This is a genomic window from Pseudomonas fitomaticsae (assembly GCF_021018765.1).
In the GTDB taxonomy this organism is placed as follows: Bacteria; Pseudomonadota; Gammaproteobacteria; order Pseudomonadales; family Pseudomonadaceae; genus Aquipseudomonas; species Aquipseudomonas fitomaticsae.
In genome coordinates this window covers 1,654,343-1,670,056 of the sequence record NZ_CP075567.1, presented here as the reverse complement: position 1 = coordinate 1,670,056, position 15,714 = coordinate 1,654,343, and the positions used below count along the sequence as shown (strand labels likewise).

General features: G+C 60.2%; 15 protein-coding genes. 12 read left to right on the top strand and 3 right to left on the bottom strand.

All coding sequences use genetic code 11. The features are described 5' to 3' along the window. The first annotated feature begins 249 nt into the window (after positions 1 to 249). On the top strand, positions 250 to 603 hold the full coding sequence (locus KJY40_RS07460) for a YkgJ family cysteine cluster protein (protein WP_085683268.1): 354 nt from the start codon (positions 250 to 252) through the stop codon (positions 601 to 603). Positions 604 to 766: 163 nt separating this feature from the next. Then, entirely contained in the window at positions 767 to 3,049 is a 2,283-nt protein-coding gene (locus KJY40_RS07455; RefSeq protein ID WP_230735877.1) for a putative bifunctional diguanylate cyclase/phosphodiesterase, read from the top strand. On the opposite strand, the gene KJY40_RS07450 is transcribed toward KJY40_RS07455, so the two are convergent. After that, positions 2,940 to 3,836 carry an NAD(P)-dependent oxidoreductase gene (locus KJY40_RS07450; RefSeq protein WP_230735875.1) on the bottom strand — a complete coding sequence of 299 codons (897 nt, stop codon included), beginning with the start codon at positions 3,834 to 3,836 and terminating at the stop codon, positions 2,940 to 2,942. The two genes, KJY40_RS07455 and KJY40_RS07450, sit on opposite strands and share 110 nt — an antisense overlap. 197 nt (positions 3,837 to 4,033) lie before the next feature. Between KJY40_RS07450 and KJY40_RS07445 the strand changes: the two genes are divergently transcribed. Then, positions 4,034 to 6,235, top strand: coding sequence for a hypothetical protein (locus KJY40_RS07445; RefSeq protein WP_230735874.1), 2,202 nt, complete (start codon positions 4,034 to 4,036; stop codon positions 6,233 to 6,235). Between the two features lie 310 nt (positions 6,236 to 6,545). Here the strand turns inward: KJY40_RS07445 and KJY40_RS07440 are convergent, their stop codons facing one another. Further along, on the bottom strand, positions 6,546 to 6,851 hold the full coding sequence (locus KJY40_RS07440; protein ID WP_230735872.1) for a DUF2288 domain-containing protein: 306 nt from the start codon (positions 6,849 to 6,851) through the stop codon (positions 6,546 to 6,548). Between the two features lie 352 nt (positions 6,852 to 7,203). Here KJY40_RS07440 and KJY40_RS07435 point away from each other — a divergent pair, with 352 nt between their 5' ends. The 9 genes from KJY40_RS07435 (at position 7,204) to KJY40_RS07395 (ending at position 14,847) form a co-directional block, all read left to right on the top strand. Beyond that, complete coding sequence (locus tag KJY40_RS07435; RefSeq protein ID WP_039771394.1) at positions 7,204 to 8,331, top strand: branched-chain amino acid ABC transporter substrate-binding protein; 1,128 nt, start codon at positions 7,204 to 7,206, stop codon at positions 8,329 to 8,331. A gap of 231 nt (positions 8,332 to 8,562) precedes the next feature. Next, positions 8,563 to 9,486, top strand: coding sequence for a high-affinity branched-chain amino acid ABC transporter permease LivH (gene livH, locus KJY40_RS07430; RefSeq protein WP_007959165.1), 924 nt, complete (start codon positions 8,563 to 8,565; stop codon positions 9,484 to 9,486). Further along, positions 9,483 to 10,739 (top strand): high-affinity branched-chain amino acid ABC transporter permease LivM, encoded by a 1,257-nt coding sequence (locus tag KJY40_RS07425; protein ID WP_115076811.1) that lies wholly within the window; start codon positions 9,483 to 9,485, stop codon positions 10,737 to 10,739. The genes livH and KJY40_RS07425 overlap by 4 nt, the downstream gene beginning before the upstream one ends. After that, positions 10,736 to 11,503 carry a high-affinity branched-chain amino acid ABC transporter ATP-binding protein LivG gene (gene livG / locus KJY40_RS07420; RefSeq protein WP_085683272.1) on the top strand — a complete coding sequence of 256 codons (768 nt, stop codon included), beginning with the start codon at positions 10,736 to 10,738 and terminating at the stop codon, positions 11,501 to 11,503. Before KJY40_RS07425 ends, livG begins: the two co-directional genes overlap by 4 nt. Further along, the gene (locus KJY40_RS07415; protein WP_003222380.1) at positions 11,504 to 12,205 is read left to right on the top strand and encodes an ABC transporter ATP-binding protein; all 702 of its coding nucleotides are present in this window, start codon (positions 11,504 to 11,506) and stop codon (positions 12,203 to 12,205) included. A 156-nt stretch (positions 12,206 to 12,361) separates the two neighbouring features. After that, a complete protein-coding gene (locus KJY40_RS07410; RefSeq protein ID WP_007959157.1) occupies positions 12,362 to 12,667 on the top strand; it encodes a BufA1 family periplasmic bufferin-type metallophore in 306 nt (101 codons plus the stop codon). A 25-nt stretch (positions 12,668 to 12,692) separates the two neighbouring features. Further along, the gene (gene bufB / locus KJY40_RS07405) at positions 12,693 to 13,580 is read left to right on the top strand and encodes an MNIO family bufferin maturase (RefSeq protein WP_230735870.1); all 888 of its coding nucleotides are present in this window, start codon (positions 12,693 to 12,695) and stop codon (positions 13,578 to 13,580) included. Next, the gene (locus KJY40_RS07400) at positions 13,577 to 14,335 is read left to right on the top strand and encodes an HvfC/BufC N-terminal domain-containing protein (RefSeq protein WP_230735868.1); all 759 of its coding nucleotides are present in this window, start codon (positions 13,577 to 13,579) and stop codon (positions 14,333 to 14,335) included. Before bufB ends, KJY40_RS07400 begins: the two co-directional genes overlap by 4 nt. Continuing rightward, positions 14,332 to 14,847 (top strand): DoxX family protein, encoded by a 516-nt coding sequence (locus KJY40_RS07395; protein ID WP_230735866.1) that lies wholly within the window; start codon positions 14,332 to 14,334, stop codon positions 14,845 to 14,847. The genes KJY40_RS07400 and KJY40_RS07395 overlap by 4 nt, the downstream gene beginning before the upstream one ends. Here the strand turns inward: KJY40_RS07395 and KJY40_RS07390 are convergent. After that, positions 14,796 to 15,704 (bottom strand): LysR family transcriptional regulator, encoded by a 909-nt coding sequence (locus KJY40_RS07390; RefSeq protein WP_179692434.1) that lies wholly within the window; start codon positions 15,702 to 15,704, stop codon positions 14,796 to 14,798. The genes KJY40_RS07395 and KJY40_RS07390 overlap by 52 nt on opposite strands. Positions 15,705 to 15,714 lie beyond the last annotated feature (10 nt).

Here is a 15,714-nt window from a genome sequence, read left to right as displayed (position 1 = left end):
AACCTGCAATCTAGTCACGCTCGTCGGGGCTGTCTGTGATCATTCGTCAGCCTGATAACGGGCCATGGCCGTGTAACGAAACGTAAGCCCTTGAAATGCTTCGAATCCCCCGAAAACCGGGGGCTTTGCGGAAAAATCCGGCAATGAAAAAATACTTTCTCGCCCCCCTTCCCAACGCCGTGGCAAAGCCTAGAATGGCCGCCGGATCCGTCCGGATCCTGCCGATCAATCCCTTTGATACCCCCGCCCATGTCCGAAGCCAGTCCGTGTCTGAATTGCGGTGCCTGCTGTTCCCATTTCCGTGTTTCTTTTTTCTGGGGTGAATGCGCATCCTCCGGCGGGACCGTGCCCGATGAACTGGTTACTCAGATCACGCCCAGCCGGGTCGCGATGATCGGCACCGACCGCAAGGCGCCACGTTGCACTGCGCTGGAGGGCGAGGTCGGAAAATCGGTGGCCTGCACGATCTACGACAAGCGTTCCAGCCCCTGCCGCGAGTTCGAAGCGTCGTGGGAAAACGGCGAACAGAACACCGACTGCGACAAGGCGCGAGCCCGTTTCGGCCTGCCACCGCTGCAACCGCACTGGAACGAAGTCGCCTGAATTCAGGCGTTTCAACGCTTAGCGCCAATCGCTATGACGCTAATGCCGAAATCATTAGCGCCAATGTGCCACTACCACTTGCACGCCAAAAACCGCCTCTATACTCCAGACATTCGCCTGCGTTGATGACGCAGCAAGGACGTACTCAGAGACGGGGCATGCTATGGAGTGGCTTGGTTTGCAATTTGTTGCCGAGCAGCCGGAGAGCGGGCAGGTCATCCTCAATTGCACACACAATCCCCTGCTGGTGCTGGTGGCCTACCTGGTCGCCTGCGCCGCGAGTTTCGCCACCCTCGACATGGCCGAACGGGTCGCCCACGCTGAAGAACCGGGTTCGCAACGACTGTGGCGCTGGATCGGCGCAACCTGCCTGGCCGGTGGCATCTGGGCCATGCACTTCATCAGCATGCTGGCGTTCCAGGCACCGATCGACATTCAGTACGATCTGCCCGTGACCCTGTTTTCCCTGGTGATCGCGTTACTGGCGTCCTGGCTGGCGATGCACACCCTGAGCACGCCCCAGCCAAGCCTGCTGCAATACCTCAAGACCGCCATCGTCATTGGCCTGGGCATCGCCGGCATGCACTACGTCGGCATGGCCGCCATCGAATCCGCCGCCACGGCTTACTACGACCCCACCCTGTTCGTGTCATCGATCGTGATCGCCATCGGCGCCAGCTTCGCCGCACTGTGGGTGGCCGGTTATCTGCGCGAAGGCAGCGGCCTGCATATCCAGATGCTCAAATACCTGGCCGCGCTGATACTCGGCGCCGGCATCCTCAGCATGCACTTCACCGGCATGGCGGCGCTGCAACTGGTGCTGCCCGAGGGGGAACTGCCGAGCCTGGCCGCGCAAACCAGTCACCTGCAACTGGGCCTGACCGTCGCGCTGATCACGCTGCTGATTCTCGGCAGCGCCATCAGCGCCGCGCTGGCCGACAAGAAGCTGCAAAACAAGGAGCACGATCTGCGCCGGGTCAACGCCCTGCTCAGCCAGCTCGATCAGGCACGCATGTCGCTGCAGCACGTGGCCAACTACGACGCCCTGACCAACCTGATCAACCGGCGTGGCTTCAATCAGATCTTCGCTGAAAAGCTCAGCCAGAAATCCAGCGAAGGCGGGATGCTGGCGGTGATGTTTCTCGACATCGACCACTTCAAACGCATCAACGACAGCCTCGGCCATGATGCCGGCGACGAACTGCTCAAGGTCATCGCCCAGCAAATCAAAAGCTCGGTGCGCAGCCATGACGACGTGGTCGCACGGTTCGGCGGCGACGAGTTCTGCATCCTCATCGGCCTGCGCGAGCGCGAAGAAGCGCGCAATCTGGCCCAGCGCATCATGCTCAAGATGAAAGAGCCGATCGAACTGGCCGGACGGCGCATGGTGATGACCACCAGCATCGGCATCAGCCTGTTCCCCGAGGACGGCTCCACCTGCGATGAACTGCTCAAGCACGCGGATCTCGCGCTTTATCAATCCAAGGGTGCCGGGCGCAACGGCGTGCATTTTTTCGATTCCAACCTGAAGAACCGCGCCAGCCTCGAACTGCAACTGGAGGAAGAACTGCGCCACGCGTTGCGTGAAGAGAATGGTCTGTTGCTGTACTACCAGCCGATCTTCGAGCTCAAGACCGGCAAGGTCACCAAGCTCGAAGCGCTGATCCGCTGGCAGCACCCGGTGCACGGCCTGCTCACCCCGGACCGATTCATCGCCATCGCCGAAAACAACGGCCTGATTGCCGAGCTCGACAACTGGGTGCTGCGCAAAGCCTGTGAAGACCTCGGCGAACTGACGCGCCATGGTTGTGAAGACTTGAAGATCGCCTGGAACTGCTCACCGCTGAATCTGGCCCGGGAAGAGCTGGCCAATGAAATCGAGCATGCCCTGCACAGCGCCGGCGTCGCCCCGGAACGGCTGGAACTGGAAGTCACCGAAAACGCCTTGATGGGCAACATCGCCAACACCCTGGTGTTGTTGCGACAAATCCGCGCCCTCGGCGTGTCACTGTCGATCGATGACTTCGGCACCGGTTATTCGTCGCTGGCCTATCTCAAGCGCCTGCCGCTCAACACCCTGAAAGTCGACCGCTCGTTCATCCTCGATATCCCCAAGGCCACCGCCGACATGGAGATCGTCCAGGCGATCATCGTCATGGCGCACACCCTGCACTTGCAGGTGGTCACCGAAGGCGTCGAAAGCCTGGAGCAATACGAATTTCTCGAGCGCTCGGGCTGCGACTTCATTCAGGGCTACCTGCTCAGCCGCCCGGTGCCACTGGCCGAACTGCGCCCGGTGCTGGAAGAAATCAACCAGCGTAAACACGCGCACACGGTCAATCCGCTGAGTCTGGCGCGCGGTACATTTGCACCAGTGTCGCTGGATCCTTCTGCAAAAAACCTTGTGCCCCATGCAGGCGCATCAGTTGTGCGGCCAATCCGCTGATCGGTGTGGCCGAGCCGGTTTCCCGGGAAAACTTCACTGCGGTATCCAGATCTTTCAGCAGCGTGCGCACATGCCACTTCACCGGTTCGAAACGGCTTTCGGCCATTTGCGGGGCGAGGATCTGCAACGGCTTCGAATCGGCAAAACCACCGGCCAGCGCCTCGGCGATCAGACTGGCATCGACCCCGGCCTGTTCGGCCAGCGCCACCACTTCGGCGATCACCAGAGCGTTGCAGGCGACGATCATCTGATTGCAGGCCTTGGTCACCTGACCGGCGCCCACGCCGCCCATGTGCGTGACCCGCTGCCCGAGTTCGAGCAATACCGGTCGTACGCGATCAAGGTCCGCTGCATCACCGCCGACCATGATCGCCAGGCTGCCGGCCTCGGCCCCGACCACCCCGCCGGACACCGGCGAATCGAGCCAGGCCATGCCTGTAGTGGCGGCAAGCTCAGCCGCCATTTCACGAGTGGCCGTCGGTTCGAGGCTGGAAAAATCCACCAGCAACTGACCGGGTTTCGCCCCTTCGGCCACACCGGCCGGGCCGAACACCACCTCGCGCACCACCGCCGTGTCTGCCAGGCACAGCATCACCACGTCAGCCTGTTCACAGAGTTCAGCGGGGGTCGCCACCTGACGGGCGCCGGCCTCGACCAGCGGCGCGCACTTGGCCGGGTTGCGGTTCCACACGGTCAGCGGATAACCGGCGGCCAGCAGGCGACGGCACATCGGCAGGCCCATCAGACCGATTCCGGCAAACCCCAACGAAGGTCGCGTTGACATCATTTAGCCTCCTTTTGATTAAAGATCGCCGAATAATGGCCGATCCATCATCAATCAGGAAAGGATTCCCCCGCGCGGCACTCAGGCCAGACCCCTGACGCACGGGCAAAACACGCGCAGAAAAAAGACGCGAGATTCCCATTCCGTGAGGCTCGACGACAGCGGTCGTTGATCCAACCAGTCCAGGTATATGGCGCACAATGACTTCTAAAAACAATCCGGCGACTGCGGTATCCGATCTGACTCTGAGCCCTGCGGCGAACAGCCCTGCCCCGATGAAGCCATTGCCACCCTCGCGTCCGCTGGGCACCCAGCAATACCTGTACTTCACCGAAACCAATACCGACCGCATCCTCGACAACCTCGATGGCCTGCGTGATCTGGTGTTCCCGCGCCCGCCGCACCTGGAAGGCGACAACGAACAGCACAACGACCAGGAATTCCCGTCGGTGTGCCTGATCGGCCTCGGTCGCTGCGGCTCCAACATCGCCCTCGACGTGGCGGAGCTGGTGTACAACGCGCGCAAGTTCTACCTCAACGAATTCAACAACGAAGATCGCCCTTCGAGCGATCGTCGTCTGGCCGACAAGGGCTACAGCCCGGCCCAGTGGATCAAGACCAACCTGCGGATCGGCCCGAACAAGGGCAGCAAACCGGTGTTCCTGGTGGAACCGCTGGTGATGCTTGGCGACCTCGACAAGGACATCGCCGGCCGTATCCGTTTCTCGCGCAAGGGCGAAAAAAGCGGTTTCCTGCGCGACTACAGCAAGATGAAGATCATGGACTTGTCCGAAGTCCACGCCGGTGGCGCCGGTAACGCGCCGATCCTCGGCCAGTACCTGGCGAAGATCATCCTCAACAAGGACACCCAGCGTTTCTCCAGTCCTGACTGGAAAATGATCCACTCGTACCTGATCGACAGCTGCGGCATCAAGGCCAACCAGTCGCGCCTGTACTTCTCGATCTTCAGTGCCGGCGGCGGTACCGGTTCGGGCATGGCCTCGGAATTCGGCCTGGCCCAGCAGCACTCGTACATGAACAAGACGTTCGACACCAAGCCAATGGACGAGCACGACGGCAAGAGCGGCCACTCGTTCGTGTTCGAACCGATCTTCACCAGCGGCATCTGCGTGCTGCCGAACATTTCCGACCACCGCAGCGAAATGTCCGAGGCACTGCACATCAACGCCGGTCGCCTGCTGTGCAAATACCTGTCGGAAGAATGGGATTTCTCGTACAACTTCGCCAACGAAGACAGCAGCGAAGCCAGCGTCATGGGCCGCATCCGCCCATGGAACGCGATGATGCTGATCTCCAACGACATCATGCGTTACGCCGAAGAGAGCGATGACGGCAACATCCAGAACATTGATGTCAATGCGATGGAGAAGCACGCCAACCAGTACATCTCGCAGCAGATCTTCAACATTCTGACGGCCCAGGCGGTCACGACCGACTACGACCAGAACTATTTCCGTCGCGCCGGCATCGACATCGGCGAGACCATTCGCCTGGACGCCAACGACCTGTTCATGAGTCTGGCCGGCCCGGTGGCGATTGCCTACGCCGAGTCCGTGGTGCCGGAAACCCCGCCGCCAAGCAGCGACAAGTTCAAGGTATTCGACAAAGAGCCGCAGCGCCTGAACATCGACGACCTGTTCTTCCGCTCGATCGACCTGCCGCACTTCAACAAGGTGACCCAGGCCATCGAAGGCATCAGCCTGCTGCCGATCGAATCCAAGCGCTATCGCGCGTCGCTGGAGCAATACAAGAACTCTGGCTACGACGCGGCCGCGCTGCATGATCTGCACTTCTTCAAGAACTGCTCGTCGGTGGTCTCGATCGTTTCGCTGCCAAAAGACTACAAGCTGTCGTACATGGACCTGAACCGGTTGAAGACCCACCTCAACAGCCTGTTCCCCAACACCACGCTCAAGCGCTACGCGCTGGTGATCGGCGCCTCGGCCAACCTGTCGCTGACCACCCTGATCGCCAAGAGCCCGTGCCTGTCGGACGATTTCCTGACGCTGATCGTGGCGTTCATCAAGCGTTGCTTCGCCAAGACGCCGTACCGGTTCGACGAGACCCTGGACAACTCGATCCTCGATTTCATCATTCAGGAAGAATTCGACGAAGATCGCATCGACGACCTGCTCAACGAGTTCGAAAACCCGGCGAAGATCCTCGATACCAACTGGTACGCGATCAAGCCGATGTACGAGAAGAAGTACCGCGAGCTGATCAACGACAAAGAGAAGTTTGTCTCGATCAATGACATTCGCCTGTCGCGTGATTGCGTGAAGAAGTCGATCAAGTACCTGCGCGAGATCTACCGTCACCGGATCGGCAAGACCAAGGTTATTTCCCTCAATAACCATACCGGCAAGACTTACTCGGTCTGATCCAGAGCCGAGTCGCCCCATTCGCGAGCAGGTCGAATCGTCGCACCGCCGCTCCCACATTTGGAATGCATTCCCCTGTGGGAGCGGGCTTGCTCGCGAAGAGGCCCGCTAATTCACTGAAGATTTCAGCCTTTCCAACATCCCGAAACAATTAAGCAGCCGTTAGGCTGCTCACTAAACTGTGCCCGTTACGTTTACGTCACCGTTATGCCACCCACGCTTGTGGCATTTCTCTACGGCAATCGGCCATCACGCTACTCCGCTACACACTTTTTGCCGGCCAGTACTCGCACCAACAAGGTGCAACCAGTCAGACCACTGCCCTTTCCTGGACCAGGATCCACGGCCGGACCACCACCGCCCACATCTCGGGATCGCGCTCGAAAATATCCAGCGCCCGCGTTTCAGACAGCTTGGCGACCTTGTCTTCGGCCAGCCAGGCAGCGACTTTCTCGCCCTGATCCGACGCCACGGCCTCGGCGACCGCGATCAAATCCAGGCTGGCGTCGACCCACAATAGGGCACCCTGGGCGTAGAAGCGCTCCAGCTCTTTCCAGGTAATAGATGCGGTTTCACCAAGCAGCTTGGCATAGAGGGTGCTAGGTTCTTGATTCATGGGACTGTCCGGAAAAGAAATCGGCGCGAATGATAACGTCGGTGGTCCGGCAGAAAAACCCGGTTGCAAAAGGCCGTACCGAACGAAAAGAGCAGGAACGCCAGGGAATGCTGATGATTGGGGTATAAGCCCTCTGAACGCCCCGCCGCAATTCTGTCTTTTTCTTTCATTTAAGCGACACCCTCAGGTTTTGCCCCCTGGCGCCAGCTTCCCAGGCCAACAACCGGCGCTCTACACTGTACCGGTACAGTTGCCGGGGGCTTTTCCGGAGGGTATCGCCTAGATATCTGTCCCGGTTCTGCTGCTACGGCGTCAGGACTCTAAAAAAATACAACAGTAAGAGTGGAGCACTATGACTAAGGCTACTAAGCAGATTTCCAAACTGTTTGCCGCTATGGTTCTGGCCGGGGTTGCCAGCCATTCGTTCGCAGCTGACACCATCAAGATCGGTATCGCCGGCCCTAAAACCGGTCCAGTAGCCCAGTACGGCGACATGCAGTTCAGTGGCGCGAAAATGGCCATCGAACAGATCAACGCCAAAGGCGGCGTCGACGGCAAGAAGCTCGAAGCCGTTGAATACGATGACGCTTGCGATCCTAAACAAGCGGTAGCGGTGGCGAACAAGGTCGTCAACGACGGCGTCAAGTTCGTGGTCGGTCACCTGTGCTCCAGCTCCACCCAGCCTGCTTCGGACATCTACGAAGACGAAGGCGTGATCATGATCACCCCGGCTGCCACCAGCCCGGACATCACCAACCGTGGTTACAAAATGGTCTTCCGCACCATCGGTCTGGACAGCGCCCAGGGCCCTGCCGCCGGTAACTACATCGCCGATCACGTGAAGCCGAAAATCGTCGGCGTGCTGCACGACAAGCAGCAGTACGGTGAAGGCATCGCCACCGCCGTCAAATCCACCCTCGAGAAGAAAGGCACCAAGGTTGCCGTGTTCGAAGGCGTCAACGCCGGCGACAAGGACTTCTCCGCGATCATCGCCAAGCTCAAGCAAGCCAACGTCGACTTCGTCTACTACGGCGGCTACCACCCGGAGCTGGGCCTGATCCTGCGTCAAGCCCAGGAAAAAGGCCTGAAAGCCAAGTTCATGGGTCCGGAAGGCGTGGGTAACGACTCGATCACCCAGATCGCCAAGGACGCGTCCGAAGGCCTGCTGGTGACCCTGCCGAAATCCTTCGACCAGGATCCGGCCAACGTGGCCCTGGCCGATGCATTCAAGGCCAAGAAAGAAGACCCGAGCGGTCCGTTCGTGTTCCCGTCCTACTCGGCCGTTGAAGTGATTGCCGAAGGTATCAAGGCTGCCAAGTCCGAAGATGCTGCCAAAGTGGCTGAAGCCATCCACAAAGGCACCTTCAAGACACCTACCGGCGACCTGAGCTTCGATGACAAGGGCGACCTGAAGGACTTCAAATTCGTGGTTTACGAGTGGCACAACGGCAAACCTAAAACCGAAGTGTCGCCTCAGTAAGGCGCTGCCTGACTGACTGCCAATAAAGCCCACGGCGTGCCGTGGGCTTTGTTTTACGAATGTATTGGGCCGCGCTGGCGTGATCCGCCAGTCTCCCCACCTGAAAATCTCAAAACCGTCATCAGCGGTTCGCTGGCAAAACCCGGATTCGAAGTGGGTAAAGATCCACGGGACCGGGCGGGAAAATGACTCCACCAGTGAAATGCGTATCAGGTTTTTAGGAGCGCTGTAATGCCTGACATCTATCACTTCTTCCAACAGCTGGTTAACGGCTTGAACGTTGGCAGCATGTATGCCCTGATCGCCATCGGCTACACGATGGTCTACGGCATCATTGGAATGATCAACTTCGCCCACGGCGAGGTGTACATGATCGGTTCCTACGTGGCGTTCATCGCCATCGCCGGGCTGACCATGATGGGACTCGAAAGCGTCCCGCTGTTGATGACCGTGGCGTTCATCGCCAGCATCGTCGTCACCAGCTCCTACGGTTACAGCATCGAACGCATTGCCTACCGCCCGTTGCGCGGCAGCAACCGTCTGATCCCGCTGATTTCCGCGATCGGTATGTCGATCTTCCTGCAGAACACGGTTCTGCTGGCGCAAGACTCCAAGGACAAAGCTATCCCCAACCTGATTCCGGGCAACTTCGCCTTCGGTCCAGGTGGCGCACATGAAGTGCTGATTTCCTACATGCAAATTGTGGTGTTCGTGGTGACCCTGATCGCCATGCTCGGCCTCACACTGTTCATCTCCCGCTCTCGCCTGGGCCGCGCCTGCCGCGCCTGCGCCGAAGACATCAAGATGGCCAACCTGCTGGGCATCAACACCAACAACATCATCGCCCTGACCTTCGTCATCGGTGCTGCGCTGGCGGCCGTCGCGGCCGTGCTGCTGAGCATGCAATACGGCGTGATCAACCCGAACGCCGGTTTCCTCGTCGGCCTCAAGGCCTTCACCGCCGCGGTACTGGGCGGGATCGGCAGCATCCCCGGCGCCATGCTCGGCGGGCTGGTGCTCGGGGTGGCGGAAGCCTTTGGCGCCGATATCTTCGGCGACCAGTACAAGGACGTCGTGGCTTTCGGCTTGTTGGTTCTGGTGCTGTTGTTCCGTCCGACCGGCATTCTAGGCCGTCCGGAGGTTGAGAAAGTATGACTAGGAATCTTAAACAGGCGCTGTTCAGCGCCTTGCTGGTCTGGGCAGTGGCCTATCCGGTACTGGGTCTGAAACTGACCATCGTCGGCATCAACCTGGAAGTACACAACACCAGCCCGGCCATTCTGGCGACCATCGCTATCTGCTCGGTGCTGATGTTCCTGCGGGTGCTGTTCAACCAGCAGATCAGCAAGGCGTGGCGCTCGTCGCCGGGCATGCCGCTGATCCCGGCCAAGGCCAGTAACTTCCTGACCCTGCCGACCACCCAGCGCTACTTCATCATCGCGCTGATCATCGGTGCGCTGGTGTGGCCGTTCTTCGGCTCCCGTGGCGCGGTGGACATCGCGACGCTGATCCTGATCTACGTGATGCTCGGCCTGGGCCTGAACATCGTGGTCGGTCTGGCCGGTCTGCTCGACCTGGGTTACGTCGGCTTCTATGCCGTCGGCGCCTACAGCTACGCGCTGCTGTCGCACTACTACGGCCTGAGCTTCTGGATCTGCCTGCCGATTGCCGGCCTGATGGCGGCGACGTTCGGCTTCCTGCTCGGCTTCCCGGTGTTGCGTCTGCGCGGCGACTACCTGGCGATCGTGACCCTCGGCTTCGGGGAAATCATCCGCCTGTTCCTGCGTAACCTGACCGACATCACCGGTGGCCCGAACGGCATCAGCAACATCGAGAAACCGACGTTCTTCGGCCTGACCTTCGAACGCAAGGCTGCGGAAGGCCTGCAAACCTTCCACGAGTATTTCGGCCTGCAATACAACTCGATCAACAAGGTGATCTTCCTCTACCTGGTTGCCCTGCTGCTGGCGCTGGCGGCGCTGTTCATCATCAATCGCCTGCTGCGCATGCCGATCGGCCGTGCGTGGGAAGCGCTGCGTGAAGATGAAATCGCCTGCCGCGCGCTGGGTCTCAACCCGACCGTGATCAAGCTCTCGGCGTTCACCCTGGGTGCGAGCTTCGCCGGTTTCGCCGGTAGCTTCTTCGCTGCCCGTCAGGGTCTGGTGACGCCGGAATCGTTCACCTTCATCGAGTCGGCGATCATCCTCGCCATCGTGGTGCTGGGTGGCATGGGCTCGCAGCTGGGCGTGATTCTCGCGGCCGTGGTGATGATCCTGCTGCCGGAAATGATGCGTGAGTTCAGTGAGTACCGCATGTTGATGTTCGGTGCCCTGATGGTGTTGATGATGATCTGGCGTCCACAAGGTCTGCTGCCGATGCAACGCCCACACATGGAGTTGCGCAAATGAGCCGCGAGATCCTTAAAGTCGAAAACTTGAGCATGCGCTTCGGCGGCCTGCTGGCGGTCAACGGCGTGGCCCTGACTGTCAAAGAGAAACAGGTGGTTGCACTGATCGGGCCGAACGGCGCGGGCAAGACCACCGTGTTCAACTGCCTGACCGGCTTCTACCAGCCATCGGGCGGCAGCATCCTGCTGGACGGCGAGCCGATCCACGGCCTGCCGGGCCACAAGATCGCCCTCAAAGGCGTGGTGCGTACCTTCCAGAACGTACGGTTGTTCAAGGACATGACGGCGGTCGAGAACCTGTTGATCGCCCAGCACCGTCACCTGAACACCAACTTCCTGTCCGGCCTGTTCAAGACCCCGGCGTTTCGCAAGAGCGAGCGCGAGGCCATGGAGTTCGCCGAGTACTGGCTGGAAAAGGTCAACCTGAAAGAGTTCGCCAACCGCCCTGCCGGCACCCTGGCTTATGGTCAGCAACGTCGTCTGGAAATCGCCCGCTGCATGATGACCCGTCCGCGGATCCTCATGCTCGACGAACCGGCCGCCGGCCTGAACCCGAAGGAAACCGAAGACCTCAAGGCGCTGATCAGCGTGCTGCGTGAAGAGCACAACGTGACCGTGCTGCTGATCGAACACGACATGAAACTGGTCATGAGCATTTCCGACCACATCGTCGTGATCAACCAGGGCACGCCCCTGGCCGACGGCACGCCGGACCAGATCCGCGACAATCCTGAAGTGATCAAAGCCTACCTGGGGGAAGCGTAAATGCTGCAGTTCGAAAACGTTTCCACCTTCTACGGCAAGATCCAGGCCCTGCACAGCGTCAACGTCGAAGTCCGCCAGGGCGAGATCGTGACCCTGATCGGCGCCAACGGTGCCGGCAAGTCCACGCTGCTGATGACGCTCTGCGGTTCGCCGCAGGCCCACAGCGGCAGCATCCGCTACATGGGTGAGGAACTGGTCGGCCAGGACTCGTCGCAGATCATGCGCAAGAGCATTGCCGTGGTGCCGGAAGGTCGTCGGGTGTTTGCCCGTCTGACCGTCGAAGAAAACCTGTCCATGGGCGGATTCTTCACCGACAAGGGCGACTATCAGGAACAGATGGACAAGGTTCTCGGACTTTTCCCACGCCTGAAAGAACGCTTCAACCAGCGCGGCGGCACCATGTCCGGCGGCGAACAGCAAATGCTCGCCATCGGCCGTGCGCTGATGAGCAAGCCGAAACTGCTGCTGCTCGACGAGCCGTCGCTGGGCCTGGCACCGATCATCATCCAGCAGATCTTCGACATCATCGAACAGCTGCGCAAGGACGGTGTGACGGTGTTCCTGGTCGAACAGAACGCCAACCAGGCGCTGAAAATCGCTGACCGTGCGTACGTTCTGGAGAACGGCCGGGTGGTGATGCAAGGCACCGGTGAAGCGCTGCTGACCGACCCGAAAGTGCGCGAGGCGTACCTCGGCGGTTGATCGATCGCTTCAAACAGAAAACGGCCTTCGGGCCGTTTTTTTGTGCCCGGCAAAAAACTTTTACCGATCGCTGTAACGCATCGCCGAGTCGTTTCTCTAGTGGGGCAAGCAAGCGCAATCGCTTGTTCAAACCCAAGTTCAAATCGGAGAAACATCATGACTGCTACCACCCGCACCCTGTCCGCCACCGCCCTGGTTCTGGCCCTCGGTTCTGCTCTGAGCATCGCTGCCGTCTCCACCGCCCACGCCGCTGACGACAACATGGAAAAATGCTTCGGCGTGGCCATGAAAGGCAAGAACGATTGCGCCGCAGGCGCGGGCACCACCTGTGCCGGCACCGCAAAAATGGATCATCAGGCCAACGCCTGGAAACTGGTTCCGAAAGGCACCTGCGCCACCACCGAAAGTAAAACCTCGCCGACCGGTTTCGGTCAGCTCGAAGCGTTCAAAGCCAAGTCCTGATCCGGGAGCCGCCCGAGTGTCGATCATGATCACATCCTGCGACCATGCCTTGCGCCGCACTCGGGCAGCCCTCACCGGGCTCCCGTCCCGTGCCGGGCTAGGACTCAAGAGCGAGCACTTCGGCGAAGTGCTCGATTCACGTCCGGACATCGGCTTCTTCGAAGTCCACGCCGAAAACTACATGGTGGCCGGCGGCCCGTTTCATCATTTTCTGGGATTGATTCGCGAAGCGTATCCGCTGTCGCTGCACGGCGTGGGGCTGTCCATCGGTACCGAAGGCCCGCTGGATGTCCAGCACCTCAAACGCCTGGCCGCGCTGATCGAGCGCTATCAACCCCACTCCTTTTCCGAACACCTGGCCTGGTCGAGCCACGGCCCGGTATTCCTCAATGACCTGCTGCCCCTGGCTTACGACACGCCGACGCTGAAGCGCGTCTGCGACCACATCGACCAGGTACAGAACACCCTCAAACGTCCGATGCTGCTGGAAAACCCGGCGACCTATCTGGCGTTCCAGCGCTCGACCATCGACGAAGCCGATTTCATCCGTGAAGTCATCCGGCGCACTGGCTGCGGTCTGTTGCTGGACGTGAACAATGTCTACGTCTCGTGCATCAACCATCAGCGCGATCCCCTGGCTTATCTCGACGCATTGCCGCTGCAAGCGGTGGGCGAGATTCATCTGGCCGGGTTTGCCGAAGATGCCGACAGCCTCGGTGATCGCTTGCTGATCGACGATCACGGCGCACCGATCGATCAGGCCGTCTGGTCGTTGTACCGGCAAGCGCTGGAACGCGTCGGCCCGGTGGCGACGTTGATCGAACGGGACAATCAGGTGCCGGCCTTCAACGTGCTGTTGACGGAAGCCCAGCAGGCCGACGAACTGTTGCTGTGCGTGGGAGATCGGCCGTGAGCACTCAAGCTGCGTTCAGTGCAGCGTTGCTCGATACCGACCTGCCCTGCCCCGACGGTTTGTGCAGCGCCAACGGCGCCGATCCGGCCAGCCGTTTCGCGGTGTACCGCAACAACGTGCAGTGTTCGCTGATCAACGCATTGGCCGACAGTTATCCCGTGGTGATGCAGTTGGTGGGTGACGAATTCTTCCGGGCCATGGCCGGAATTTTCGTGCACAGCCATCCGCCACACAGTCCGTTGATGAGTGACTACGGCAGTGAGCTGGCGGACTTCATCAGTGAGTTCGAACCAGCCGCGAGCGTTCCCTATCTGGCCGATGTCGCGCGGCTGGAACGCTTGCGCACGCAGGCCTATCACGCTGCCGATGCATTGCCCCTGAGTCAGGAGCGGATCGCTGCTGTGTTTGCAGATGCCGATGCGCTGAATGAACTGCGCATCGGCCTGCACCCTTCGCTGCATCTGCTCGATTCTAACTTCGCCGTAGTGGACATCTGGGCGGCGCATCAGCACGACGCGACGCTGGCCGGGATCGATCTGCATCACGCCCAACACGCGCTGATCCTGCGCAACGGACTGGAAGTCGAGGTGTTCGCCGTGGATCGCGGCGCCAGCCAGTTTATTCGCCAGCTCAAGGTCGGCCTGTCACTGACCCAGGCTCTGGAATCCGCCGAGGCCTTCGACCTCAGCCAGACCCTCGCCCTGCTGATCAACCGCCAAGTCATCACTCATTTCCATCCAAAGGTGTCGTCATGAACAGTCTCATTGCCCGCGCCATCGCGCTGCTGGAAAAAATCCCTCACAGCCTGATCGCTTTCATCGCGCGTTTTTCCATCGCAGCCGTGTTCTGGAAATCCGGGCAAACCAAGGTCGAAGGGCTGGCCGTCGACCTGATCGATGGCACCTTCGAGTTCGGTTGGCCGCATCTGGCGGACTCGACGATTCCGTTGTTCAAGAGCGAGTACCACGTGCCGCTGCTGTCGCCGGAAATCGCTGCACATCTGGCCGCGTTTGCCGAACACTTCTTCCCGATCCTGATCCTGATCGGTTTCGCCACACGATTCTCGGCACTGGCCTTGCTGGGCATGACCCTGACCATTCAACTGTTCGTGTATCCGGATGCCTACCCGACCCACGGCACCTGGATGGCGGTGTTGCTGTACTTGATGGCAACCGGGCCGGGCAAACTGTCGATCGATCACCTGATCGCCAGGCACTACAACCGGTCCAGCGCCTCGCCGCTGAGCTTGAACCAGCCGATCAGGTAATCCGCCAGCACCTGAGTACGTTTCGGTAGACCGCCCTGATACGGATGCACCAGGTACATCGGCATGCGTCGAGTCTGAAAATCGCGAAGGAGCCAGCGCAATCGGCCGTCAGCCAATTCCGCCTGCAACAGATAGGACGGTAGGCGAGCGATCCCGGCGCCTGCCAGTGCGGCTTTCTTCAACAGGTTGTAGTGATTGCTGGCGAACGGCCCCGACACCCGCACCCGCAGCAGTTCGTGCTGCTGGTGATAGAGCCACTCTTCGCGACCGCTGTAATGACTGTTGAGCAGGCAACGGTGCTCGGCCAGCGCCTGCGGCGTCAGCGGTTCGCCAAAGCGCTCCAGATATTCAGGGCTGGCGCAGGTCATTTCCTGCCAGGCCAGCAGCGGTTTGGCGACCAGTCGCTCGTCATTGGCCACTTCAGTGCGGATCGCCAGATCGAAGCCGTCGCGGGACAGGTCGCGGTAGCTGTTATTCAGCTCCAGTTCGATCTGCACCTCGGGGTATTTCTGTGAAAAGTCCAGCAGCAGGCCGTCGAAGAACGTTTCCCCCAACGACACCGGCACCGTCATACGCACGGGACCGGCCATGTCGTCCTTCAATCGCGCCAATGCCTGACGCGCTCGCTCCACCTGGACTACAAGCGCCTGAGCCTGCGGCAACAACGCCGCACCGGCCGCCGTCAGGCTCAACCGACGCGTGGTGCGTTGCAGCAACACCACGGAAAACCGCGCCTCCAGCTGACTGATGCGCTTGGACAATTGCCCCTTGCTGCACCCCAGTTGCTGCGCCGCCAGGGTAAAGCTGCCGGCTTCGATCAACACCGCGAACGCCGCCAGATCATCCATCTCGCTCATGGATTGTTTC